The following is a 22,116-nucleotide window of genomic DNA, read 5'->3' as shown; positions in this document are numbered from 1 at the left end:
CATGAGTGAACGCACCCCGGACTCCTCGGGCCTGACCGACCCGGTCCGCCACCCCGAGAGCGCCAGCGCGCCCGTGAGGACCAAGAGGGCCTGGGTGCTGCTCCTGCTGACCGTGCTGGTCCCGGGCGGGGCGCAGCTCGTCGCGGGCAGCAAGCGCCTGGGCCGGCGGGCACTGCGGGTGACGCTTACCTGCTGGTTCCTCCTCCTCGCCGTCGCGGCCGTCGCGGTGCTGAACCGCAGCATCCTCATCGAGCTCCTCGCCCGGCCGGCGGTCCAGCTCGTGCTCGTCGTGGTCCTGGGGCTCCTGGCCGTGGGCTGGCTCGTCCTCTTCATCAATACGCTCGCCATCATCCGGCCGCGGCTGCTGGCCCCGGGCATGCGCGGGATCGTCGCGGGGGCGAGCGTCGTGGCCGTCCTGGCGACGAGCGGCGTCCTCGGCTACGGCGCGTTCGTGCTCAACACGGGGCGCGGAACCATCCAGAACGTCTTCGCTTCCGGCCCGGCGTTCGACCCCGTCGACGGCCGGTACAACATCATGCTGCTCGGCGGCGACGCCGGTGCGAACCGCGTAGGGCTCCGCCCGGACACGATGTCCCTCTTCAGCATCGACGCCGCGACCGGCAAGACCGCCGTGATCTCCTTCCCACGCAACTTCCAAAGGGCGCCCTTCCCCGCCGGGTCGCCGCTGCACGACGTCTACCCCGAGGGGTTCAGCTGCGGCGACGAGTGCATCCTCAATGCCCTCTACCCCACGGTCGAGAACGAGCACGCCGATGTCTTCCCGGCGGGTTCGAATGCCGGGGCGGAGGCCATGATGGACGCCGCCGAAGGCATCACGGGCCTGAAGGTCCAGGGCTACGTCCTCGTGGACATGGCCGGCTTCGAGCAGTTCATCGACGCGATGGGCGGCGTCACCGTGGACTCGGGCGGTTGGGTTCCCTATCGCGGTGCGCCGCGGGACGACACCTTCGTCAGGACGCGGTGGTTCGCTCCGGGCGAGCTCAAGCTCGATGGCCAGGACGCCCTGTGGTTTGCCCGCTCGCGCTACTTCACGACCGACTACCACCGGATCCGCCGCCAGCAGTGCCTGCAGCAGGCGATGATCAACCAGTTCAATCCGCAGACCGTGTTGACGCGCTTCACGGACATCATGTCGGCGGGCGAGGAGCTCGTGGAGACCAACATCCCGCAGGACCAGCTCGGCAGCTTCCTGAATCTCGCCGACAAGGCCCGCAAGTCCCCGTTCGAGCGCCTGACGCTCGGAGCCCCCGATTTCGGCACGAGCGCGGAGCGCTTCTCGACCTTCCCCGACTTCGACCGGATCCACACGCGCGTCGATGCGCTCCTGCTCGCGGCCTCGGGTGCCGCCCCCGCGAGCAGCGCCCCCGCCTCGGCGTCGACGGACGGCCAGGGCGGTGCCGGGGCTTCCGGCGGCGGATCGGGCGCTTCCCCGTCCGCCGGGGGCGGCCAGGCAGGATCCGGCGCCTCGACCCCGGCTCCGTCGTCGACCGACGCCATCGAACAGGGTGCCGATGCGGTGCCCAGTACGCAGCCCGACGGATCCCCGATCACGGAGGACTACCTGGTCCGGCTCGAGGAGCTCGGCCGGGAGGACCAGCTTTCGCTCATCGCGGCCAACAACAACGAGTGCTCCACGCCCTAGGAGGGCCATGTACCGTCTGAGGAACACCATCCGCGACTACGCCTGGGGGTCCCGGACCGCGCTGGCCGGGCTGCTGGGCCACGACGCGCCGGGCGGGCCGGAGGCCGAACTGTGGATCGGGGCCCACCCCGGCGCCCCCTCCCTCGCCGAGGTCCCCGGCGCCGCGCCCGTGCCCCTCGACCGGCTCATCGAGGACGACCCGGCCTCGGCACTCGGAGCCGACGCCGCGGAGCGCTTCGGCCGGCTGCCCTATCTGGCCAAGCTGCTCGCGGCCGACGCCCCCTTGTCGATCCAGGTCCACCCGACCCTGGCCCGGGCCCGGGAGGGCTTCGCGCTCGAGGAGGGCGCCGGCGTCGACCGCTCCGCCGCCCACCGGAACTACAAGGACGACAACCACAAGCCGGAGATGATCTTCGCGCTGACCCCGTTCACGGCCCTGTGCGGCTTCCGCCCGGCCGACGAGTCGGCCGCGCTGTTCGAGCTGCTCGCCGGGCGGGTCCCGGAGCCGGCAGCGGGGGCCGCCCGGCGCACGGCCGGACTCCTGCGCGGCGGGCGCCTGCGGGAGGCCTTCACGGGGCTGCTCGAGGCCCCGGACGACGTCGTGGCCCTCGTCGGCGCCTCGGCGGCGGCGTCCGCGGGGGCCGGGCCGCACGACGCGGGACTCGCGGAGCTGCCACGGCTCGAGGCGGCCTACCCCGGCGACCCGGGAGTGCTGGTCTCGCTGATGCTCAACCTGGTCGAGCTCGAGCCCGGGCAGGCGATCTGCCTGCCGGCGGGCAATGTGCACGCCTATCTGCGCGGGCTCGGGGTGGAGGTCATGGCGAGCTCGGACAACGTCCTGCGCGGCGGCCTGACCGCGAAGCACGTCGACATCCCCGAGCTGCTCGACACGGTCGACTTCGAGGCGCTTCCGGTCCCGTTCGTCGAGGCGGGGACGACCGAACTGGGCCAGGAGGTCTATTCCCCCGGCTTCGACGAGTTCGTGCTGCAGCGGATCGTCTTCGCGGCGGCTCCCGGCGTGGACGCCATGGCGGACGACGACGTCCCGCTCCTGCAGAACGGGCCCGTCCTCGTCGTCGCCACGGCGGGATCCATGGTGCTGGACTCGCCCCGCGGCGACCTGGTCCTCGAGCGGGGCGGCTCCGTGTTCGTCCCGGCCTGCGAGGCTCCCGTCGTCGTCAAGCACCACGGGCCCGGACCGGCGGAGGCCTTCGCCGTCACGCTGCCCTGAGGCCGGACGGCCCACGCGTCCGGCCGCCCGGCCTCCCCCGGGGCCGGACGTGCGGAGGGCGCGCCCCCTGCCGGGCCTCTCGGCCGGCGGGGACGCGCCCTCCGTTCGCCGGGGCGGCGCCTGGGCGTCAGCGGGTGTAGGCCTCCCACTTGCGGGACTGGTGCTCTCCCTCGACGGTGCGGATGGTGCCCGACTTCGAACGCATCACGATCGACTGGGTGAAGATCCGCTCGTCGCGGTAGCGGACGCCGCGCAGCAGGTCGCCGTCGGTGATCCCGGTCGCGGCGAAGTAGCAGTTCTCGCTCGTGACGAGGTCGTTGGTGGACAGGACCGTGCCGATGTCGTGGCCGGCGTCGATCGCCTTCTGCTTCTCGTCGTCGTCCTGCGGCCACAAGCGGCCCTGGATGACGCCGCCGAGGCTCTTGATGGCGCAGGCCGTGACGATGCCCTCCGGCGTGCCGCCGACGCCCATGAGGACATCGACCCCGGTGCCCTCGCGCGTCGCCGCGATCGCCCCGGCCACGTCGCCGTCCATGATGAACTTGGTGCGGGCCCCGGCCGCGCGGATCTCGTCGACGAGCCCCTGGTGGCGGGGACGGTCGAGGATGCAGACCGTGACCTGGCTGATCGGCTTGTTCTTGGCCTTCGCGATGAGGTGGAGGTTCTGCTTGACGGGCAGCCGGAGGTCGACGAGCTCGGCCGCCTCGGGGCCCGTGACGAGCTTCTCCATGTAGAAGACGGCCGAGGGGTCGAACATCGTGCCCCGCTCGGCGACGGCCAGCACGGCCAGGGCGTTGTTGATGCCCAGCGCCGTCAGCCGGGTGCCGTCGATCGGGTCGACGGCCACGTCGACCTCCGGCCCGCTGCCGTCTCCCACGCGCTCCCCGTTGAAGAGCATGGGGGCCTCGTCCTTCTCGCCTTCGCCGATGACGACGACGCCGTTGAAGGACACGGTCGAGAGCAGCGAGCGCATCGCGTCCACGGCCGCGCCGTCGGCGGCGTTCTTGTCGCCGAAGCCCACCCACGGGCTCGCGGCGATCGCCGCGGCCTCGGTGACGCGGACGAGTTCGAGGGCGAGGTTGCGGTCGGGTTCGGCGTCGCCGACGGACAAGCGCGGGGACAAGTGGGCGAAATTCGTGGCTTCAGTCACGGTGGTCCTCATCGTTGAGCGGTTGCTTCGGCCGGATTCCGGTCCTCGTCGATCATATCCGGCCCTCCCCCGGGTCGGGGGCCCGCGTGACATCGGTGACAATGGAAGGGTGAGCGATTCTTCCGGCACCCCCCTCCCCGAGCAGACCCAGCAGGCCGAGGCCCCCAAGCCCGTCCTGACGGCGGCCCAGGCCAAGCGGGCCAACCAGTCCCTCAAGGGGATGGTGATCTCGGTCGTGCTCACCGTCCTGGTCGCGATCCCCGTGATCGCGCTGAATCCCGGGAGCACGGAGAACACCTACCGCCCGGATGTCGACGTCGCCGCCGTCGCCGGGCAGGCCGCGCAGGCCGCCGACTTCACGCCCGTGGCCCCGCTCGCCCCCCAGGGCTGGTACCCCAACTTCGCGCGGTGGATCTCGGGCAAGGCCGACGGCGTCGACTACTGGGAGATCGGCTATGTGACGACGGACGAGGGCTTCGTCTGGATCCGGCAGGCCGGCGACGCCAACCCGAGCTGGATCGCGGAGAAGTCCGGGCAGGCCCCCGTGACGGGCGAACGGATGGTCGACGGCACGGCGTGGGAGCTGCGCGACAAGTCCGGCGAGCGCACGCTCGTCGGAGAGCTCGACGGGACCACGGTCCTCTTGAGCTCCGACGGCCCGTGGGAGGACCTGGACGAGGCCGCCCGCGCGGTCCAGCGCGGACTCTCGGCCGGCTCCTGACGCGTTCCCGGACCGGACCGCGGCCGTCCTCGACGTGCCTGCGCCCTGACGCGTCACACGCCGCAGCGGGCAGGGGCGGGACGGCCCGGGCCGCTACCCTTGTACCATGCATGTTCCCCCCTCCCTCTCCGAGGACCTCACCCCGGCCCAGGCCTGGCGCCGCCTGCGCGACGGCAACAACCGCTTCGTCGACGGCAGCACGGCGCACCCGAACCAGGACGCCCCCCGGCGCCATTCGCTGGTGGCGAAGCAGCACCCCTTCGCCGTGATCTTCGGCTGCTCCGACTCCCGGCTGGCCGCGGAGATCATCTTCGACGTGGGCCTCGGCGACGTCTTCGTGGTCCGCACGGCGGGCCACGTCATCGACGACGCGGTCCTCGGGTCCCTCGAGTACAGCGTCGCGTTGCTCGAGGTCCCGCTCATCGTGGTCCTCGGGCACGACAACTGCGGAGCCGTGACGGCGACGATGGAGGCCTTCGATTCCGGGGTCATGCCCCCCGGCTTCATCCGCGACCTCGTCGAGCGCATCACGCCCTCCGTGATCACGGCGCACCGCAACGGCATCCACGACGTCAACTCCAACGTCGTCGAGCACGTCCAGCAGACCACGCAGCGGCTCGTCGATGCCTCCAAGGTGATCTCCGCGGCCGTCGACGCGGGCAGCACCGCGGTGATCGGCGTGACCTACCGGCTTGCCGAGGGCCAGGCCGAGATGGTCTCCGGCTTCGGCGCGCTGTAACAGCGGCTGGCCACGGCCGGCGCTGGGCGATAGCGTCGGCAGCGGACGTTAGAGACCGACCACAGGCCGACCCCAGGAGGAACCATGTCCCGCATCGCCGTCATCGGAGGCCACGGAAAGGTCGCCCTGCACCTGGCCCGGCTCCTCGCCGGGCGGGGCGACGAGGTCACGTCGATCGTCCGCAATCCGGCGCACGCCGCGGACATCGAGGCGGCGGGCGCGACGCCGCTGACCGCCGACGTCGAGGCCCTCGACGCGGAGGGCCTCGCCGCGCTCCTGGCCGGGCACGACGCCGTCGTCTGGTCCGCGGGAGCCGGTGGCGGCGATGCGGACCGCACCTACGCGGTCGACCGTGACGCCGCCATCCGTTCCATGGACGCCGCCGCGGCCGCCGGGGCCCGGCGCTACGTCATGGTCTCCTACCTCGGTTCGTCGACGCGGCACGGCGTGCCTGCCGGGGACCCCTTCTTCGCCTATGCGGAGGCCAAGGCCGCCGCGGACGCCTACCTGCGCGACACGGAGCTGGACTGGACCATCCTGGGCCCCGGCCGGCTGACGCTCGAACCGGGGTCGGGCCGCATCGCCATCGGCGACGCGATCGAGCAGGACTCCGTGGCCCGCGAGGACGTCGCCGCCGTCGCCGCCGAGGTGCTCTCCGCCCCCGGAACCATCCGGCGCACCGTGCCGTTCAACAACGGCCCGACGCCGATCGCCGAGGCCGTAGCAGCGGCCGGCCGCCTCCCGGAGGAGTCGTAGCGGAGGCGTCCAGTGGTCGAGATCACCTCCCGGAGCCGCCCGCGGCGGGCGTAGGGTGATCCCATGGCTACCCCAGAGGATTTCCGCATTGAACACGACACGATGGGCGAGGTCCGGGTCCCGGTCGACGCCCTCTACAGCGCCCAGACGCAGCGCGCGGTCGAGAACTTCCCGATCTCCGGCAAGACGCTCGAACGCCGCCACATCGAAGCCCTCGCCCGCGTCAAGCGCGCCGCCGCGCTCGCCAATGCCGAGCTGGGAGTGCTCGACGACGAGCGCGCCCAGGCGATCGCCGTCGCCGCGGAGGCCGTCGCGACGGGCGAGTTCGACGCCCACTTCCCGATCGACGTCTTCCAGACGGGCTCCGGGACGTCCTCCAACATGAACACGAACGAGGTCGTCGCGGCCCTTGCGAACCGCCGGCTCGAGGAGTCGGGCTCGGCAACGCGGATCCACCCGAACGACCACGTCAACGCGTCGCAGTCGTCCAACGACGTCTTCCCCACGTCCGTCCACGTCGCCGTGACGGACGCCCTGATCAACGACCTGGTCCCGGCGTTGGACCACCTGGCCGCCTCGCTCGAGCGCAAGGAGGCGGAGTTCGCCGAGGTCGTGAAGTCCGGCCGCACGCACCTCATGGACGCCACGCCGGTGACGCTCGGCCAGGAGTTCGGCGGCTACGCGGCCCAGGTGCGCTATGGAATCGAGCGGATCGAGTCCTCGCTCCCCCGCGTCGCCGAGGTACCGCTCGGGGGGACCGCCGTCGGCACCGGCATCAACACGCCGGCGGGCTTCCCGCAGCGCGTCATCGCGCTCCTGGCCGAGGACACCGGGCTGCCGCTGACGGAGGCGCGGAACCACTTCGAGGCGCAGGCCAACCGGGACGGGCTCGTCGAGGCCTCGGGGCAGCTGCGCAACATCGCCTACTCCTTCATCAAGATCAACAACGACCTGCGCTGGATGGGTTCCGGCCCGAACACGGGGCTCGGCGAGATCGCGATCCCGGACCTGCAGCCGGGGTCCTCGATCATGCCGGGCAAGGTGAATCCGGTCATCTGCGAGGCGGCGATCATGGCGGCGTCCCAGGTCATCGGCAACGACACGACCGTCTCGCTCTCCTCGACCAACGGCGCGTTCGAGCTCAACGTCGGCATCCCCGTCATGGCGGCGAACCTGCTCGAGTCCGTGCGTCTCCTGGCCAACACCTCGCGCGTCGTGGCGGACAAGATGGTGGACGGCATCACGGCGAACGTGGAGCGGGCCCGCTTCCTGGCGGAGGCCTCGCCGTCGATCGTGACCCCCTTGAACAAGTACATCGGCTACGAGAACGCCGCGAAGATCGCCAAGAAGGCCGTCGCGGAGGGGCTGACGATCCGCGAGGCGACGTTGTCGCTCGGGTTCGTCGAGCGCGGCGAGCTGACCCGGGAACAGCTGGACCGCGCCCTGGACGTGACGACCATGACCTCGCCCTCGGGGGCCTGAGACCGGCCCCGGTCCCGGCACGCCGAACCAAGGGCTGGACGCCGGACCGGCGAGGGGCCGTCCGCGGACCGCGCGGACGGCCCCTCGTTCCGCGCGCTGCCGACCCGTCAGCCGACGAAGCGCGCGGCGGGGTCCGCGGACAGGGCCCAGTCGATGGCCCGGCGGTGCAGCGGCGGCAGTTCGGGCACCTCGCCGGGGGCGAACCAGGCGACCTCCGAGTTCTCGTCGTCGTTCACGCGCGCCTCGCCGCCGACGTAGCGGCAGGCGAAGACGACGTCCAGGTACTGGGCCCGGTCCCCGTTGGGGTACGTCACGGGCGCCGTCGTCCCGACGCCCGCGAGGCGTTCGACGACGCAGCGGACCCCGGTCTCCTCCTGGACCTCGCGCACGGCGGCACCGGCCGGTTCCTCGCCCGGTTCGAGGATGCCGGCGGGCACGGTCCAGCGCCCGTTGTCCACGCGCTTGACCAGCAGCACGGCCCCGTCGCCGCGGTGGACGACGGCCTTGACGCCGGGCAGCCAAAGGGGGTGCGTGCCGATGCGGGCGCGCAGTTCGAGGATGAAGTCGGGCGTGGGCATGGCCCCTAGCCTGCCACAAGCAGCGCGAGCGCCGTCCCGATGACCATAAAGGGGCCGAACGGGATCGCCGAGCTGCGCGTCGCCCGACGGGCCGCGATGAGCACGAGCGCGCCGATGCCGCCCAGCACGAACGTCAGCAGGGTCGCCAGCACCAAGTGCTCCCACCCGAGGTAGCCCAGGTACAGGCCCAGGACGCCGGCGAGCTTGACATCGCCCAGGCCCATGCCGCTGCGCTTGACGAGATGCAGCGCCAGGTAGAACGCGAACAGGGCCGTCCCGGCCGCCACGAGGCGCAGGAGCGCGCCCCAGTCGCCCGCGAACGCCGCGGCGCCACCGAGCGTCAGCAGCGCCGCCGGATACCAGGGCAGCACGATGCGGTTGGGCAGCAGGTGCGTCCGGGCGTCGATCCACGCCAGCCTCGCCCCGTTGACCACGAAGAGGAACAACGCGAGGGCCAGCGAGGTGGCCGCCAGCTGCTGCTCCTGACGCAGCTCGACGAGGGCATCGATCATGGCAACCACGCTACTGCACGCCCGGCAGCCGGCGGCGCCGCGGCGCTAGACTGTGGACATGGGCATCCTGGGAGCTCCCGCAGATCCGTCCGCCGGCGTCGGCCCCGCCCGGGCCGCGGCGTTCCGCCGCCTCTGCCGTTCGTCGCCGTGGCGGTGGGAGACCCTGCGGTTCAGCGTCGAGTGGACAGCGGCCCCCGGCCCGGCACCGACCGGCCCACCCGCGCCAGGGCCGGGCTCCGGCGTCGTCCCCGTCCCACGCGTCGACGCCTGGCTGCGCCGGCCGGACGCCCTCCGCGTCCAAGACCCCGAGGGCACCCTGCTGTTCTCGACGACGCGGATCAACGCCTCGCGCGGCTCCTTCTACGTCGCCGCAACGCGCACGTCCTGGCTCCTGCCGCCGCGCCTGACCAATCCCGTGTACGACGACGACGGGCTGGTCCGCCGGCGCCCGGAGGCCGCGTACGGGGACCCGGTCTTCGGCGACCCGTTCTGGGCCGCCATGCTCGATCCCGTCGAACTTGCCGGCAACGCCCCGGTGCCGACGGAGATCCCCTTCTCCAACGTCGTGGAGATCCACCGGCTCGACGACGCCCTCCACCACGGGCGGCCGGTCCTCGAGGCCGTCGTCTCCCCCAACCGCACGTTCCGTCCCGCCTGCGCGGGCCACCCCCTCATCGGCGCAGGGCGGACGCGCGTCGCGATCGACGTGCCCACGGGCGTGTGCGTGGCCACGGAGGTCCTCGACGGGCCCGGTGCCGGGGCCGGGCACCGGATCGATATCCACGGCGTCGACGAGTACATGCTCGACGACCTGTTCGTGGAGCAGTCGATGCACCTGACCGACGTCAGGGACCACATCCCCTGGATCGTGCCTCCCGAAGGACGCGCGCGCCGCTGAGCCGGAAGCGCGGCCGCGACGGACGCCGGCGCCCTCCGCGGGGGCGGCGCCTGCCCTTGGACGTCGTGCTAGCGTGGCGGCCATGCCGATGGACGATCCGATCTGGCCCCTGTTCGGCCTCCGCCTGTCTACGCCACGCCTCGAACTGCGGCCCGTGCGGGACGACGACGTCCCGCACCTCGTGGAGGCAGCGCTCGCGGGGATCCACGAGGCGAGCCGCAGCCCGTTCTCCTTTCCGTGGACCTCGGTCCCCGACGCCGAGCTGCCGGCCAACACGGCCCGGCACGCCTGGAGGACGCGGGCGGAAACTGGGCCCGGGGCGTGGACGCTGCCCTTCGGCGTGTGGTGCGGATCCAGGATGATCGGCGTCCAGGACGTGACCGCCCGCGATATCCCCCGCCTGCGCACCGTCCAGACCGGCTCGTGGCTCACGCGCTCCGCCCAGGGCCGCGGCTACGGCCGGGAGATGCGCGCGGCCGTGCTGCTCTACTCGTTCGACCACTTGGGCGCCGGGGCAGCCGAGTCCGACGCCGCCGCATGGAACTCGGCGTCGCTCGGCGTCTCCAGCTCGCTCGGCTACCGGCCCAACGGCTCGCGCCGGCAGCTGTGGGGCGACACCGTGCAGGAGGTCCGCTTCACGGCCGTCACCCCGGAGACGCTCGTCCGGCCGCCGTGGCGCCTCGAGGTCGAAGGGCACGCGGCCGCCGCGGCGTTCCTCGGCCTGGGACCGGGCGACGCCGCGGCGGAGCGCTAGAGGCTACACGCTAGAGGACCGTGTCCTCGAGCATGTCCGTCACGAGGGCGGCGATCGGCGAGCGCTCGGAGCGAGTGAGCGTGATGTGCCCGAAGAGCGGATGCCCCTTGAGCGTCTCGACGACGGCCGCGACGCCGTCGTGCCGGCCCACACGCAGGTTGTCACGCTGGGCGACGTCGTGGGTGAGGACGATCTTGGAGTTCTGCCCGATGCGGCTCATCACGGTCAGCAGGACGTTCTTCTCGAGCGACTGTGCCTCGTCGACGATCACGAACGAGTCGTGCAGCGAGCGGCCGCGGATGTGGGTCAGCGGCAGGACCTCGAGCATCCCGCGGTCCACGACCTCCTCCATGACGTTCTCGCTCACGAGCGCGCCCAGGGTGTCGAACACCGCCTGCGCCCACGGGTTCATCTTCTCGTTCTCCGTGCCGGGCAGGTAGCCGAGCTCCTGGCCCCCGACGGCGTAGAGGGGCCGGAAGACCACGACCTTCTTGTGCTCGCGCCGCTCCATGACCGCCTCGAGGCCGGCGCAGAGCGCGAGCGCCGACTTGCCGGTGCCGGCCCGGCCCCCGAGGGAGACGATCCCGACGTCCTGGTCCATCAGCAGGTCGATCGCGAGCCGCTGCTCGGCGGAGCGGCCGTGCAGGCCGAACACGTCGCGGTCCCCCTTGACGAGCCGCACGAGCCCGTCGCCGCCGACGCGGCCCAGCGCGGAGCCGCGGTTGGAGAGGATGACCAGTCCCGTGTTCGTGGGAAGCTCGGCCGCGGCACCGATGTGGACGGCCTCGTTGTTGTACAGGGCCACGACGTCGTCGTCCGCGACGTCGACCTCCGCCGTGCCCGTCCAGCCCGAGTCCTTGACGAGCTCGTTGCGGTACTCGTCCGCCTGCAGCCCCATGGCCGAGGCCTTGACGCGCATCGGCAGGTCCTTGGAGACGACCGTGACGTCACGGCCCTCGTCGCTGAAGTTCTTGGCGACGGCGAGGATCCGCGAGTCGTTGTCCGTGCCCCGGAATCCGACGGGCAGGACCTCGGTCGAGATGTGGTTGAGCTCGATCCGCAGGGACCCGCCGTCCTCGCCGAGCGGCAGCGGCTTGTCCAGCCCGCCGTGCTCGATGCGCAGCTCGTCGAGCAGGCGCAGGGCCTTGCGCGCGAAGTAGCCGACCTCAGGATCGTGGCGCTTCTTCTCGAGCTCGGAGATGACGACGATCGGCACGATCACCTCGTGCTCGGCGAAGCGCAGGACCGCGCGGGGATCCGAGATCAGCACGGAGGTGTCCAGGACGTAGGACTTCTCGCCGACGCTCTGCCGCTCGGGCCCGTGGGCGTTAGCGTGGCTTCCCGGTGCGGGGCCCGCCCCGTGCGCGGTCGCGGTTCCCGGTGCGGTCTGAACCGGCGGGGCTGCGGACTCGGTCTGTGCTGCCACGATGACTCCCAACCAGGGCGTGTGCCCTAGGACGTTCTGAACGGGTGGTCCGGAACGGCCGACGGGCCGGTTCCGGCCCTTCCTGGGATTGAGGACAAGCTCAACAGGCGGCCTTTCCGATCGGACGGCCGGGTTGCCGCCCGATGCCCCCAAACTAACCCCGTGGCGGGGTGTTCGAGGTCACGACGCGTCGGCGTTTCGGTTAATTCCGTGTGAACGGGCGGGACCGCCGGATGCCGGTATCCCGCGGCGCCCCGCAGCACCCGCAGGGGCCGCGCTCAGGAGCCGAAGCGCCGTTGCCGGTTGGCGAAGTCGCGCAGGGCGCGCAGGAAGTCGACCTTGCGGAAGTCCGGCCACAGCGCCTCGCAGAAGTAGAACTCGCTGTAGGCGCTCTGCCACGTCAGGAATCCGGAGAGGCGCTGCTCGCCGGACGTGCGGATGACGAGGTCCGGGTCCGGCTGGCCGCGCGTGTAGAGGAAGCGGGAGATGTCCTCGACCTCGAGCGTCGCCGCGACCTCCTCGGCGCTGCGCCCCTGGGCGTGGGCGTCGCGCAGCAGCTCCTTGATCGCGTCCACGATCTCGCGGCGCCCGCCGTAGCCGACCGCGACGTTGACGTGCAGCCCGGTGGCCCCCGCGGTGTCCTCGCCGAGCCGGCGCAGCTTCTCGGCCAGGTAGCCGGGCAGGAGCTCGAGGGCGCCGACGGGCTGCACGCGCAGCGTCTTGTTCTCCCCGAGGCGGTCCAGGAGGTTGGCGATGATGCCCATCAGCTGGTCGAGCTCCTCGCCGGAGCGGCTCATGTTGTCCGTGGAGAGCATGTAGAGGGTGACGGTGCGGATCTTCAGCTCGTCGCACCAGCCGAGGAAGGAGACGATGTTGTCCGCGCCGGCCTGATGGCCGTGCGCCGTGGGGGCTCCGGCCAGCTTGGCCCAGCGCCGGTTGCCGTCGACCATCATCCCGATGTGTCCGGGGAGCTTCTCCGGCGGCAGCTCGCGCGTGATGAACTTCCCGTACAACCGGTACAGGAACGTCGGCAGCTTCACCTGGCATCCTCCATCCGGCGGTCCGTTCCCGCGTCGCGCCCCGGCCCGGTGGCCGACGACGCTCCAACGCTACCGCGCCCGGCGCCCGCCGGATAAGTTACCGACCAGTAGGGATAGAATGGATCCATGCAGACGCAGCAGCCGGACGGCTCCCTCATGGACGAGTTCAAGCCCCGGCTCAGGGGGTGGATCCACGCCGGGATGATCCCGCTCGCGCTCGCGGCAGGAATCGTCCTGATCGCCCTGGCCCCCTCGCCGGCGGGCCGGCTGGCCTCGACGGTCTACGCGGTGACGGGCCTGCTCCTGTTCACCGTCTCCGCCGTCTACCACCGCGGCAACTGGTCCCCCAACGTCAAGCGCGTCCTGAAGCGCCTGGACCACACCAACATCATGCTGGTCATCGCCGGTTCCTACACGCCGCTGGCCTGGGCCCTCCTGCCGCCCTCGAAGTCGACGCTGCTCTTGTGGCTCGTCTGGAGCGGCGCGCTCCTCGGCGTCCTCTTCCGGGTGGTCTGGACGGACGCGCCGCGCTGGCTCTACGTCCCCGTCTACATCGCCCTGGGCCTCGCGGCGCTGCTCTTCATCGGCGACTTCTTCGCCGCGAGCGTCCCGGCCGCCGTCCTCATCTGCGCGGGAGGCGCGCTGTACATCGCCGGCGCCGTCTTCTACGCGCTCAAGCGCCCCAACATCCACCTCGAGTGGTTCGGCTTCCACGAGCTCTTCCACGCGTTCACCGTCGGCGGCTTCACGTGCCACTACATCGCCATCATGTTCGCGGTCCTGGGGACCCGCTGATCCACCCTCACCGCGCGGCGCGCGCCGCGAGCAGCCGCGCGAGCTCCCCGGCGGCGCCGGGACCGGCCACGGGCGCCTCGCAGACGCTGCCGAAGCACGCGTAGGCCCGGAGCCCTCCGTCCGGACCGGCGGGACGGTCCCGCGCGAGCACGGGCACGCCCCCTCCCGGCGCGCCGCCGGCCCAGGCCGCGGCCCCGGCCAGCACCGCGGCCGCGAGGCACGCGTCGCGTTCGGCGGGGCTCCCGCCGGAGGCGACAACAGTCGCGGGACCCGCGCCCAGCCGCGCCCGGACCGCCAGCGCGGTGCCCACGGCCTGCGGCGCCCGCCCCGCGAGCCTGTCCGGCGCCGCGGCCAGGGCGGAGGCCAGCTCGAGGCGGCGGGCATCGGCGTCGTACGCCCCGAGGGACAGCTGGGCGGCGGCGAACAGGGCGGTCCCGCTCGGCACGGCGTCGTCGAGGGGTTCGACGGCGGCCCTTCCGCCCCGCGCGGCCAGGAGCCTCCCGTCCCCTCCCGAGCCGTCGCGGGGGCTTCCGTCCGGCACGAGGTCCCGCTCCGCGGCGTCGAGGACGGTCCGCGCACGCTCCAGCCACACCGCATCGCCTTCCGCCGCGGCGAGCGCGAGGAATCCGAGCGCGACGCCCGCGTGGTCCTCGAGCGTCCCGTCGATCCGCGCCGGCGCGCCCCCGGGGTAGCCGACCCGCATCACGCGCCGTCCGTCCCACTGCCGTCGCCACAGGGCCCCGCCGATCCCGGCCGCCGCCACGACCCAGTCGCGTCGCCCCAGCAGCAGCCCGGCCTCGGCGAGCGCCTGGACGGCCAGGCCGTTCCACGACGCGACGGCCTTGGCGTCGCGGGCGGGCTGGGGACGCCGGGCCCGGGCGGCGAGCAGCCGCGGCCGCACGCGGTCCCACGCGGCCCACTCGGCGTCGTCCGGCAGACGGACGAAGGCGATGGTCGCCGGCTCCCCCGGGTCCGGGTCGGGGCCGTGGGGGCGTTCGGGGGAACGTCCGCGCAGGATCGGACCCAGCAGGGACCAGTCCTCGCCGGCGGCGTCCCGGAGCTGTAACCGGCTGAAGAGATACGCTCCGCCCTCGACGTGGGACCCGTCGGCCAGCACGGTATCGGCGTCCAGGGAGGAGGCCAGGAGTCCGCCGGCCTCGAGCTCGGCGAGCATCCACTCCGCCGCGCCCGTCGCGGCCCGGCGGCCCAGCTCCCGCCGCGGCGCGTCGCCGGCCAGCCGGGACCAGCGGGCGGCATGGCGCAGCAGCTGGGCGTTGTCGTAGAGCATCTTCTCGAAGTGCGGCAGGAGCCATGGCCCGTCGATGCAGTAGCGGGAGAAGCCGCCGCCGACGTGGTCCTGCAGCGCGCCGAGGAGCATCGGCTCCAGGACCGTGCCGGCGAGGTCGAGGGCCCGCCCGGCGTGCGTTCCGCCCGCGGCCTCCTGCAGGAGGAAGTCCAGGGCGGACGACGGCGGGAACTTGGGTGCCGGCGAGAAGCCCCCGTCGGGATCCCGCAAGGCCTCGAGGGCATCGAGCGCGAGGGACGCGAGGTCCGGGCCCCGCGGCCCGCCGCCCCGGAGTCCGGGGAAGGGGCCCGACGGCGCCGCACCGGCTCCGGCGCCCGACGTTCCGGGGGGCGGGGCGGTAGCCGCCGGGTCTTCCCGGGCGGTGCCCGACGGCGGGGCGAGCAGCCCGCGCTGCGCGTCGGCCAGGGCGCCGAGGTGCTCCGCGAGGGCGCCGGCCTGGCGCTCGATCCCCTCGCGGCGGTCTCGCCAGGCCTCGGCAACGGCCTCGAGGACCTGCCCGAAGGAGGGCTGGCCCTGGCGGGGAACGGGCGGGAAGTAGGTCCCGGCGTGGAACGCCCGGCCGTCCGGCAGCGCGAACACGCTCATGGGCCATCCTCCCTGCCCGGAGAGGGTCTGGGTCGCGGCGAGGTAGACGGCGTCGACCTCGGGCCGTTCCTCGCGGTCCACCTTCACCGGGACGAAGCGCGCGTTCAGGTAGGCGGCGGTCGCGGGATCGTCGAAGGACTCGCGGGCCATCACGTGGCACCAGTGGCACGCGGCGTAGCCGATGGAGAGGAAGACCGGGACGTCGCGCCGCGCCGCCTCCTCGAAGGCGGCGTCCCCGTAGGGCCACCAGTCCACGGGCTGGTGGGCGTGCTGGCGCAGGTAGGCGGAGGCCTCCGCGTCGATGTGGCCGGCCATGGTCCCTCCTCGGCCGCCGCGGGTGTGCGGCTTGGCTCGTGGGGCCGGCGGATCAGCCCCGGGTGTCGTCGCCGGCGGTCCCTTCGCGCGCGTCGGAAGCGCCGCGCGCACTGGACGCATCGGGTGCGGGCCCGCCGTCCGCTGCCGCGTCGTTGGCCCGCGGCAGCGCGTCGTCGTCGGGCTGCAGTTCGCGGCCGCGCTCGACCAGCTCCTGCTGCCTCGACTCGGCGTCGGCCGCGTAGCGGACGCGGCGGATCCTGCGCACCATGTCACGGATCAGGAAGATGACGGCCACGACCATGAGCGCCGTGGCCAGGAAGCCCGCGAAACCCGGCCCGATCTGCCGCGCGGCGTCCCCGGTCGGTGCGGGCGGCATCGTGGCGGTGGCGGCGGCCAGGGAGGACAACAGGTTCACGAAAAGCTCTTTCCAGTGGTGCGCCGGCTCCTTGCCGGCGCCTCCATCCTATCGGTGACGGGGAGGGCGGGCGCCGCTCAGCGCACGCCGGCGAAGAGGTCGGACTCCGGCAGCTGCGTCTGGACCGTCGACGACGCCAGCGTGTAGTCCTCCCACGGCCAGTACTTCGCGTAGACCTCGGTGGGCACGGCGAAGAAGAAGCCCTCCGGGTCGATCTGGGTGCGGTGGGCGATGAGGGCCTCGTCGCGCCGGCCGAACTGCTCCGCGCACAGGATCTGCGTCGTCGTGTTGTGGTGCTTGACCCACGCGAACATCTCGGCGTCCGGGTCCTGCTCCCACGCCGAGACCCGCTCGGCGTACGGGGACTCGAGGCCGCTCTCCTCCATGCCATGGTGGAGGGTCCGGAACCGCTCGGGGCTGAACGCGCGGTCGTAGTAGAGCTTCGACGGGGCCCACGGCTCCCCCTGCTCCGGATAGCGGTCGGCGTCGCCGGCGGCGTGGAAGGCCTCGACGGCCACGCGGTGGGCCATGATGTGGTCCGGGTGCGGGTAGCCGCCGTTCTCGTCGTAGGTCGTGACGACGTGCGGACGGAACTCGCGGATCAGGCGCACGAGCGGCGCGGCGGCGCGCTCGAGCGGCTGCAGGGCGAAGCAGCCGGCGGGCAGCGGCGGCAGCGGATCGCCCTCGGGCAGGCCGGAGTCGACGAAGCCGATCCAGCGGTGCCGGATCCCGAGGGCGCGGGCGGCCTCGGCCATCTCGGTCCGGCGCACGCCGGCGAGGTCCCGGTGGGCGTGCGCGAGTTCGCCGACGGCGGCGTTGAGGATGTCCCCACGCTCGCCCCCGGTGCACGTGGCGACCATGACCTCTGCGCCGGCGGCCACGTAGGCGGCCATCGTGGCGGCCCCCTTGCTCGACTCGTCGTCGGGGTGGGCGTGGACCGCGAGGAGACGCAGTCCCTGCGAGGGCGGGACCGGGATCCTCGGGGCGTCGTGGTGGTTCAGCTGCACGGGCGTCGGCTCTCCCTCGGGGTTCCCGGGCCCGCGGGCGGCCCCGGGAAAGGACAGTAGACTGGACGGGATGACTTCCCACCAGCCAGCACCCGCCAGCGGATCCGGCGGCGCGCCGGAGACCAGCCTAGCCAATCGCTACGGCGCACCCAAGCGCACCGTCCCGGCGCGGATCCGCAATCTGGCGATCGCCGCCGCGCTGGCGATCTCCGTGGGCGCCGCGGGAGCCGTCGCGCTGCTCAACGCCGCCGAGGTGAACCACAAGGACATCTCCTTCTCGATCTCCTCGCCCACGGCGGCCTCCGTGACGTTCGACGTCGACAAGCCGGTCGGGACGGCCGTCGAGTGCTCGGCGCGCGTGCTGGACGAGAGCTACGCCGTCGTCGGCTGGACCGCCGTCTCCTTCCCCGCCGGCGAGGGCGGCGGCCGCGAGGTGCTGCGGCGCACGGTCGAGCTGCGGACGGAGCACGAGGGCGTCTCGGGCGGCGTCGGGGCCTGCTGGACGCCGTAGCCGCGGGCCGCGCGCGGCCGGAGATGACACTCCGGCCCGGGGTGATTGGGGTTTGTCCCGCTCACTGGCTAAAATGTCTCTAATACGATCCACCCCGCTTGGAATGGTGACGCGGCCGCAGGTCCTGAACACCATGGAGGCGGGGTCTTTGCTTGGAGGCGTCATCGCCGCCGGCAGGGATGTCCCGTGGCCGGACACCATCCGGTCCATCACTACAAGGAGAAGTACGTGCCCACCAACAATGAAGCAGTTGTCTGGCTCACCCAGGAGGCCTTCGACCGCCTGACCGCCGAACTCGAGCATCTGCAGGGTCCGGGACGCGCGGAAATCGTGGACCGCATCGAGCAGGCCCGCTCCGAGGGTGACCTGAAGGAGAACGGCGGCTACCACGCCGCCAAGGAAGAGCAGGGCAAGGCCGAGGCGCGCATCACGTACCTCAAGGACCTCCTGCAGAAGGCCCACGTCGGGGAGTCCCCGGCTGACGACGGCGTCGTGGAGCCGGGCATGCTCGTCGAGGCCCTCATCGCGGGCGACAAGACGACGTTCCTCTTCGGCAGCCGCGAGGTCGCCGGCGAGTCCGACCTCGAGGTCTACAGCGAGCGCTCCCCCATCGGCGCGGCCGTGCACGGCAAGAAGGTCGGCGACAAGCTCTCCTACACCGCCCCGAACGGCAAGGAGATCGCGGTCGAGATCCTCGCCGCCAAGCCCTTCCAGGGCTGACCCCGCCCCCCGAGGGGGACCAGAAGCGGTACGACGACGGCGCCGCGCCTTCCGGACGGAAGGAGCGGCGCCGTCGTCGTCCCCGGGGGCCGGGCGCGACCGGATCCTAGGCGTGGACGACGAGCGGCTGGAAGCCCTCCGCGCGGAGGTTGTTGAGCACCTGCTCGGAGTGGATGTGCCCCTTGGTCTCCATGTCGATCGTGATCGCGACGTCTCCCATGCTCAACGAACCCCCGACGCGTGTGTGGTCCACGCGGGTCACGTTGGCGTCCGACTCGGCGATGACGCGCGAGATCGTGGCGAGCTCGCCGGGACGGTCGTCGAGCATCATCCGCACCGTGAGGTACCGCCCGGCCACGGACAGGCCCCGCTGGATGACCTTGAGCATCAGCAGCGGGTCGATGTTGCCCCCGGAGAGGATCACGGCCGTGTTCTTCGACTCGACCCCGATCTCGGCGAGCTTGCCCTCCAGCAGCGCGGCGACGCCGACGGCCCCGGCCGGCTCGACGACGAGCTTGGAGCGCTCGAGCAGGAAGACCAGCGCCCGGGCCAGGGCGTCCTCGCTCACCGTGACGACGTCGTCGACGAGCTCACGGATGATCTGGAACGGCAGCTGCCCCGGGCGGCCCACGGCGATGCCGTCGGCGATCGTCGAGACCTTCTCGAGCGGGACGAGCGCGTCGGCCGCGAGGGAGGGCGGGTACGCGGCGGCGTTCTCCGCCTGCACGCCGATGACCTTGATCTCGCGGCCGAGCTCGCGCGCCTTCGCCTTCACGGCCACCGCAACGCCCGCGAGGAGCCCGCCGCCCCCGACGCCCATGACGACCGTGTCGACCCCGGGCAGCTGCTCGAGCAGCTCGAGGCCGATCGTCCCCTGGCCGGAGATGATGTCGGTGTTGTCGAAGGGGTGCACGAACACCGCGCCCGTGGCGTCGGCGAAGCGCTTCGCCTCGGCGAGGGCCTCGTCGACGTTGTGCCCGTGCAGGACCACCTCCGCGCCGTGGTCCTTGGTGGCCGTCAGCTTGGGCAGGGCGACGCCGAGCGGCATGTAGATCCGGGCCTTGATGCCCAGCCGGTCCGCGGCCACCGCGACGCCCTGGGCGTGGTTGCCGGCCGATGCCGCGACGACGCCGCGCGCCCGCTCCTCGGGCGACAGCCGTGCCATCCGCACGTAGGCACCGCGGACCTTGAAGGATCCGGCGCGCTGCAGGTTCTCGCACTTGAGGTTCACCTCGGAGCCCGTGACGAGGCCGAGGGCGCGGGAGTGCTCGATCGGCGTGCGGGCCACGACCCCTTCCAGCAGGGCCGCTGCGGATTCGACGTCGGCGAGGGTGACGGGGAGCGTGGTCTTCAAGGTCATGGTGTCTTCCTGGGGTCTGCGGTCAGGGACGGCCGTCGGCGGCGTCGGGAACGGTTTCGCCGTCGAGGTCCGCGGGGGCCGGGGCGCGGGGAACGGAGGCCGCGCGCGCCGGCTCGTCCGGGGGTCCCGTGTCCGCGTCGGCCGGGCCCTCCCAGCCGCGGGAGGCGATGTAGCGGACGACGGAATTCAGGACGGCCATCACGGGGACGGCGAACAGGGCGCCGGCGATGCCGGCGATCATCGAGCCGCCGGCGACCGCGAGGACGACGGCGAGCGGGTGCAGGCTCACGGCCTTGCCCATCACGAGCGGCTGGAGGATGTGGGACTCGGCCTGCTGGACGGCCAGGACGACGGCGAGCATGATCAGGGCGTTGACCCAGCCGTTGGCGACGAGGGCCAGGAGCACGGCGACCGCGCCCGTGAAGAGCGCGCCGAGGATGGGCACGAACGAGCCGATGAACACGAGCACGGCGAGCGGCAGGGCGAGGGGGACGCCGAGGATCGCCGCGCCGACGCCGATGCCGACGGCGTCCACGAAGGCGACGAAGAGCTGCACGCGCACGTAGTTCACGAGGCTGCGCCAGCCCTGGCGCCCGGCGCCGTCGGCGGCCGGACGGGCCGCACGGGGGAAGAGGCGGACCACGAAGCGCCAGATCCTCTCGCCCTCGAGGAGGAAGAAGATCAACGCGAAGACCGCCAGGAGCGTTCCGGCGGCGATGTGTCCGATCGTGGTACCGGCCGACAGGGCGCCGGTGACGATCTGGCTGCTGTTGGCCTGGATCTGGTCGAGGGCGTCGTTGACGAAGCCCTGGAGCTCCTCCGTGCTCAATTGCAGGGGACCCGTGGCCAGCCAGCCTTCGATCTGCGTCAGGCCCTTGAGGGCCTGTTGCCACAGGCTCGCGAAGCCCTGGGCCATCGTGCGGCCCACGAGGGTCAGCGACCCCGTGACGACGCCGAGGAAGACGACGACGGTCACGCCCGTCGCGACGCCGTTGGGGACGTGCAGGCGGCGCATCCACTTCACGGCGGGCAGCAGTAGGCCGGCGAGCAGGGCGGCGATCATCAGGGGAATGACCAGGAGGGAGACGTGGCTGAGCAGCCACACGACGAGGCCCGTGGTGGCGAGGATGACGGCCACGCGCCAGGCCCAGGCCGCGGCGACCCGGACGCCGTAGGGAACGCCCTGGTCCGCGCCGCGGACCGGTTCCGGGACTACAGCCACGATTCGATCCCCCACCGGGCGGTCAGCCGCCCGCCCGGGGCGAGCCAGCGCAGGCCGTCCCCGGAATTGAAGGCGTTGGCCGGAGCGGTCATCGGCTCGATCGCGACGGCGAGCGGACGTCCTCGGTACTGGTTGGTGACGAAGATATGCACATAGGGGAATGCATCGTCGGTCCACAGCGCCGCGGCCCGGCCGTCCGGGGCCTCGAGCCGGTGCCGGACGAGCCCGTCGGCGTCGGCTTCGAGCCCCGTGAAGGCGCAGTCGAGCAGGATGCCGTCGAGGGCGCGCCCCCGGGTGAAGTCGTGCTCCCCGTCGAGGGGGGCGACGGCACGCGGGATGAGCCGCTCGTCGGCCTGGAGGTAGCGCGTGGCGGGGACCGTCAGCCGCAGCCGCTCCGTCGGGACGTCCCCGATGCGCAGGTACGGGTGGGCGCCCAGCGCGGCCGGGGCGACTGCCCGGGAATGGTTGACCAGATCCTGCTCGACGTGCAGGTGGCCGTCGTCGTCGAGCCGGTAGCGCACCGTGTGCGTCATCCGGAACGGGAAGCCGTGCTGGGGGAAGATCTCGGCGCCGAGCAGGAGCTGCCCGGGTTCCTGGGCGAGCGCGTGGTAGCCGGTGTTGCGCAACAGCCCATGGGAGGCGTGCCCGCGGGAGGGCTCGGTGATGTCGAGCTGTTGGACCGCGCCGTCGAGCGTCCAGCGTCCGTCCTCGATGCGGTTGCCCCACGGCGCCAGCAGGATCCCGGACCCCATCGGCGGCAGCTCGTCGGGTCCGAAGGGCTCCGCGAGCTCGACGCCCTGCCGCCGGTAGCCGCGCAGCGCCGCGGCGAGCGACGCGATCTCGGCTTCCGCCCCGCCGTTGCGGATGACGAACCGGCGGCCGGTGACGTGGGACGCCGTGGCTTCATCCGTTGCATGCGCGTTCATGCAC

22 protein-coding genes are annotated in these 22,116 nt (G+C 72.6%); 11 read left to right on the top strand and 11 right to left on the bottom strand.

The features are described from left to right. Position 1 precedes the first annotated feature (1 nt). Both AC0QR5_RS01330 and manA read left to right on the top strand, forming a co-directional pair. A complete protein-coding gene (locus AC0QR5_RS01330) occupies positions 2-1,663 on the top strand; it encodes an LCP family protein (protein ID WP_329859738.1) in 1,662 nt (553 codons plus the stop codon). Positions 1,664-1,670: 7 nt separating this feature from the next. After that, positions 1,671-2,894: a mannose-6-phosphate isomerase, class I gene (manA, locus tag AC0QR5_RS01325; protein WP_329859737.1), complete on the top strand. Its 1,224-nt coding sequence runs from the start codon at positions 1,671-1,673 to the stop codon at positions 2,892-2,894. A 127-nt stretch (positions 2,895-3,021) separates the two neighbouring features. Here manA and glpX read toward each other — a convergent pair whose 3' ends face one another. After that, a complete protein-coding gene (gene glpX / locus AC0QR5_RS01320) occupies positions 3,022-4,056 on the bottom strand; it encodes a class II fructose-bisphosphatase (protein WP_329859736.1) in 1,035 nt (344 codons plus the stop codon). Between the two features lie 97 nt (positions 4,057-4,153). On the opposite strand from glpX, the gene AC0QR5_RS01315 reads away from it, so the two are divergent. The 4 genes from AC0QR5_RS01315 to AC0QR5_RS01300 all read left to right on the top strand — a co-directional run bounded on the left by AC0QR5_RS01315 (position 4,154) and on the right by AC0QR5_RS01300 (position 7,742). After that, on the top strand, positions 4,154-4,765 hold the full coding sequence (locus AC0QR5_RS01315; RefSeq protein ID WP_329859735.1) for a DUF4245 domain-containing protein: 612 nt from the start codon (positions 4,154-4,156) through the stop codon (positions 4,763-4,765). Positions 4,766-4,871: 106 nt separating this feature from the next. After that, positions 4,872-5,504, top strand: a complete 633-nt coding sequence (locus tag AC0QR5_RS01310; protein WP_329859734.1) for a carbonic anhydrase — start codon at positions 4,872-4,874, stop codon at positions 5,502-5,504. 84 nt (positions 5,505-5,588) lie between these two features. Next, a complete protein-coding gene (locus tag AC0QR5_RS01305; RefSeq protein WP_329859733.1) occupies positions 5,589-6,260 on the top strand; it encodes an SDR family oxidoreductase in 672 nt (223 codons plus the stop codon). A 63-nt stretch (positions 6,261-6,323) separates the two neighbouring features. Continuing rightward, positions 6,324-7,742: a class II fumarate hydratase gene (locus AC0QR5_RS01300; RefSeq protein ID WP_329859732.1), complete on the top strand. Its 1,419-nt coding sequence runs from the start codon at positions 6,324-6,326 to the stop codon at positions 7,740-7,742. A gap of 107 nt (positions 7,743-7,849) precedes the next feature. Here the strand turns inward: AC0QR5_RS01300 and AC0QR5_RS01295 are convergent, their stop codons facing one another. After that, positions 7,850-8,320: an NUDIX hydrolase gene (locus AC0QR5_RS01295; RefSeq protein WP_329859731.1), complete on the bottom strand. Its 471-nt coding sequence runs from the start codon at positions 8,318-8,320 to the stop codon at positions 7,850-7,852. Between the two features lie 5 nt (positions 8,321-8,325). Beyond that, the gene (locus tag AC0QR5_RS01290; RefSeq protein ID WP_329859730.1) at positions 8,326-8,832 is read right to left on the bottom strand and encodes a prepilin peptidase; all 507 of its coding nucleotides are present in this window, start codon (positions 8,830-8,832) and stop codon (positions 8,326-8,328) included. Positions 8,833-8,890: 58 nt separating this feature from the next. Here AC0QR5_RS01290 and AC0QR5_RS01285 point away from each other — a divergent pair, with 58 nt between their 5' ends. After that, positions 8,891-9,730 (top strand): hypothetical protein, encoded by an 840-nt coding sequence (locus tag AC0QR5_RS01285; RefSeq protein WP_329859729.1) that lies wholly within the window; start codon positions 8,891-8,893, stop codon positions 9,728-9,730. A gap of 82 nt (positions 9,731-9,812) precedes the next feature. Next, the gene (locus tag AC0QR5_RS01280; protein ID WP_329859727.1) at positions 9,813-10,484 is read left to right on the top strand and encodes a GNAT family N-acetyltransferase; all 672 of its coding nucleotides are present in this window, start codon (positions 9,813-9,815) and stop codon (positions 10,482-10,484) included. A gap of 10 nt (positions 10,485-10,494) precedes the next feature. Here AC0QR5_RS01280 and AC0QR5_RS01275 read toward each other — a convergent pair whose 3' ends face one another. Both AC0QR5_RS01275 and AC0QR5_RS01270 read right to left on the bottom strand, forming a co-directional pair. After that, positions 10,495-11,913, bottom strand: coding sequence for a PhoH family protein (locus tag AC0QR5_RS01275; protein ID WP_430632791.1), 1,419 nt, complete (start codon positions 11,911-11,913; stop codon positions 10,495-10,497). Between the two features lie 275 nt (positions 11,914-12,188). Next, entirely contained in the window at positions 12,189-12,950 is a 762-nt protein-coding gene (locus AC0QR5_RS01270; RefSeq protein ID WP_329859726.1) for an isoprenyl transferase, read from the bottom strand. 126 nt (positions 12,951-13,076) lie between these two features. On the opposite strand from AC0QR5_RS01270, the gene trhA reads away from it, so the two are divergent. Further along, a complete protein-coding gene (gene trhA, locus AC0QR5_RS01265) occupies positions 13,077-13,745 on the top strand; it encodes a PAQR family membrane homeostasis protein TrhA (protein WP_329859725.1) in 669 nt (222 codons plus the stop codon). A gap of 7 nt (positions 13,746-13,752) precedes the next feature. On the opposite strand, the gene AC0QR5_RS01260 is transcribed toward trhA, so the two are convergent. From AC0QR5_RS01260 to mca, 3 genes are all read right to left on the bottom strand, one after another. Continuing rightward, entirely contained in the window at positions 13,753-15,951 is a 2,199-nt protein-coding gene (locus AC0QR5_RS01260; RefSeq protein WP_329859724.1) for a thioredoxin domain-containing protein, read from the bottom strand. 52 nt (positions 15,952-16,003) lie between these two features. Then, on the bottom strand, positions 16,004-16,366 hold the full coding sequence (locus AC0QR5_RS01255) for a hypothetical protein (RefSeq protein ID WP_430632641.1): 363 nt from the start codon (positions 16,364-16,366) through the stop codon (positions 16,004-16,006). Between the two features lie 77 nt (positions 16,367-16,443). Then, positions 16,444-17,259 carry a mycothiol conjugate amidase Mca gene (gene mca / locus AC0QR5_RS01250; protein WP_475372544.1) on the bottom strand — a complete coding sequence of 272 codons (816 nt, stop codon included), beginning with the start codon at positions 17,257-17,259 and terminating at the stop codon, positions 16,444-16,446. 184 nt (positions 17,260-17,443) lie between these two features. Between mca and AC0QR5_RS01245 the strand changes: the two genes are divergently transcribed. Continuing rightward, positions 17,444-17,884: a DUF4307 domain-containing protein gene (locus AC0QR5_RS01245; protein WP_329859721.1), complete on the top strand. Its 441-nt coding sequence runs from the start codon at positions 17,444-17,446 to the stop codon at positions 17,882-17,884. A 228-nt stretch (positions 17,885-18,112) separates the two neighbouring features. Next, positions 18,113-18,604 (top strand): transcription elongation factor GreA, encoded by a 492-nt coding sequence (gene greA / locus AC0QR5_RS01240; protein WP_329859720.1) that lies wholly within the window; start codon positions 18,113-18,115, stop codon positions 18,602-18,604. A 106-nt stretch (positions 18,605-18,710) separates the two neighbouring features. Here the strand turns inward: greA and ilvA are convergent, their stop codons facing one another. Genes ilvA through AC0QR5_RS01225 form a run of 3 tightly spaced genes read right to left on the bottom strand, consistent with a single transcriptional unit; the run spans position 18,711 to position 22,112 of the window. Continuing rightward, the gene (gene ilvA / locus AC0QR5_RS01235; protein WP_329859718.1) at positions 18,711-19,964 is read right to left on the bottom strand and encodes a threonine ammonia-lyase; all 1,254 of its coding nucleotides are present in this window, start codon (positions 19,962-19,964) and stop codon (positions 18,711-18,713) included. A 22-nt stretch (positions 19,965-19,986) separates the two neighbouring features. Beyond that, positions 19,987-21,186 (bottom strand): AI-2E family transporter, encoded by a 1,200-nt coding sequence (locus AC0QR5_RS01230; RefSeq protein WP_329859717.1) that lies wholly within the window; start codon positions 21,184-21,186, stop codon positions 19,987-19,989. Beyond that, positions 21,177-22,112: an aldose 1-epimerase family protein gene (locus tag AC0QR5_RS01225; RefSeq protein WP_329859715.1), complete on the bottom strand. Its 936-nt coding sequence runs from the start codon at positions 22,110-22,112 to the stop codon at positions 21,177-21,179. The genes AC0QR5_RS01230 and AC0QR5_RS01225 overlap by 10 nt, the downstream gene beginning before the upstream one ends. Positions 22,113-22,116: the final 4 nt, after the last annotated feature.

This window comes from Arthrobacter sp. J156 (assembly GCF_056172865.1).
Note: the sequence above shows the minus strand (reverse complement) of the source record. Positions and strands in the feature narration are given on the sequence as shown.

Bases quoted from the DNA above. Each gene is read 5' to 3' on its own strand.
- AC0QR5_RS01285 (WP_329859729.1), top strand. From the start codon at position 8,891: ATGGGCATCCTGGGAGCTCCCGCAGATCCGTCCGCCGGCGTCGGCCCC.
- AC0QR5_RS01260 (WP_329859724.1), bottom strand. From the start codon at position 15,951: ATGGCCGGCCACATCGACGCGGAGGCCTCCGCCTACCTGCGCCAGCAC.
- AC0QR5_RS01305 (WP_329859733.1), top strand. From the start codon at position 5,589: ATGTCCCGCATCGCCGTCATCGGAGGCCACGGAAAGGTCGCCCTGCAC.
- ilvA (WP_329859718.1), bottom strand. From the start codon at position 19,964: ATGACCTTGAAGACCACGCTCCCCGTCACCCTCGCCGACGTCGAATCC.
- manA (WP_329859737.1), top strand. From the start codon at position 1,671: ATGTACCGTCTGAGGAACACCATCCGCGACTACGCCTGGGGGTCCCGG.
- AC0QR5_RS01225 (WP_329859715.1), bottom strand. From the start codon at position 22,112: ATGAACGCGCATGCAACGGATGAAGCCACGGCGTCCCACGTCACCGGC.
- AC0QR5_RS01310 (WP_329859734.1), top strand. From the start codon at position 4,872: ATGCATGTTCCCCCCTCCCTCTCCGAGGACCTCACCCCGGCCCAGGCC.
- AC0QR5_RS01295 (WP_329859731.1), bottom strand. From the start codon at position 8,320: ATGCCCACGCCCGACTTCATCCTCGAACTGCGCGCCCGCATCGGCACG.
- trhA (WP_329859725.1), top strand. From the start codon at position 13,077: ATGCAGACGCAGCAGCCGGACGGCTCCCTCATGGACGAGTTCAAGCCC.
- AC0QR5_RS01300 (WP_329859732.1), top strand. From the start codon at position 6,324: ATGGCTACCCCAGAGGATTTCCGCATTGAACACGACACGATGGGCGAG.
- AC0QR5_RS01330 (WP_329859738.1), top strand. From the start codon at position 2: ATGAGTGAACGCACCCCGGACTCCTCGGGCCTGACCGACCCGGTCCGC.
- glpX (WP_329859736.1), bottom strand. From the start codon at position 4,056: ATGAGGACCACCGTGACTGAAGCCACGAATTTCGCCCACTTGTCCCCG.
- AC0QR5_RS01245 (WP_329859721.1), top strand. From the start codon at position 17,444: ATGACTTCCCACCAGCCAGCACCCGCCAGCGGATCCGGCGGCGCGCCG.
- AC0QR5_RS01280 (WP_329859727.1), top strand. From the start codon at position 9,813: ATGCCGATGGACGATCCGATCTGGCCCCTGTTCGGCCTCCGCCTGTCT.
- AC0QR5_RS01290 (WP_329859730.1), bottom strand. From the start codon at position 8,832: ATGATCGATGCCCTCGTCGAGCTGCGTCAGGAGCAGCAGCTGGCGGCC.
- mca (WP_475372544.1), bottom strand. From the start codon at position 17,259: ATGGCCGCCTACGTGGCCGCCGGCGCAGAGGTCATGGTCGCCACGTGC.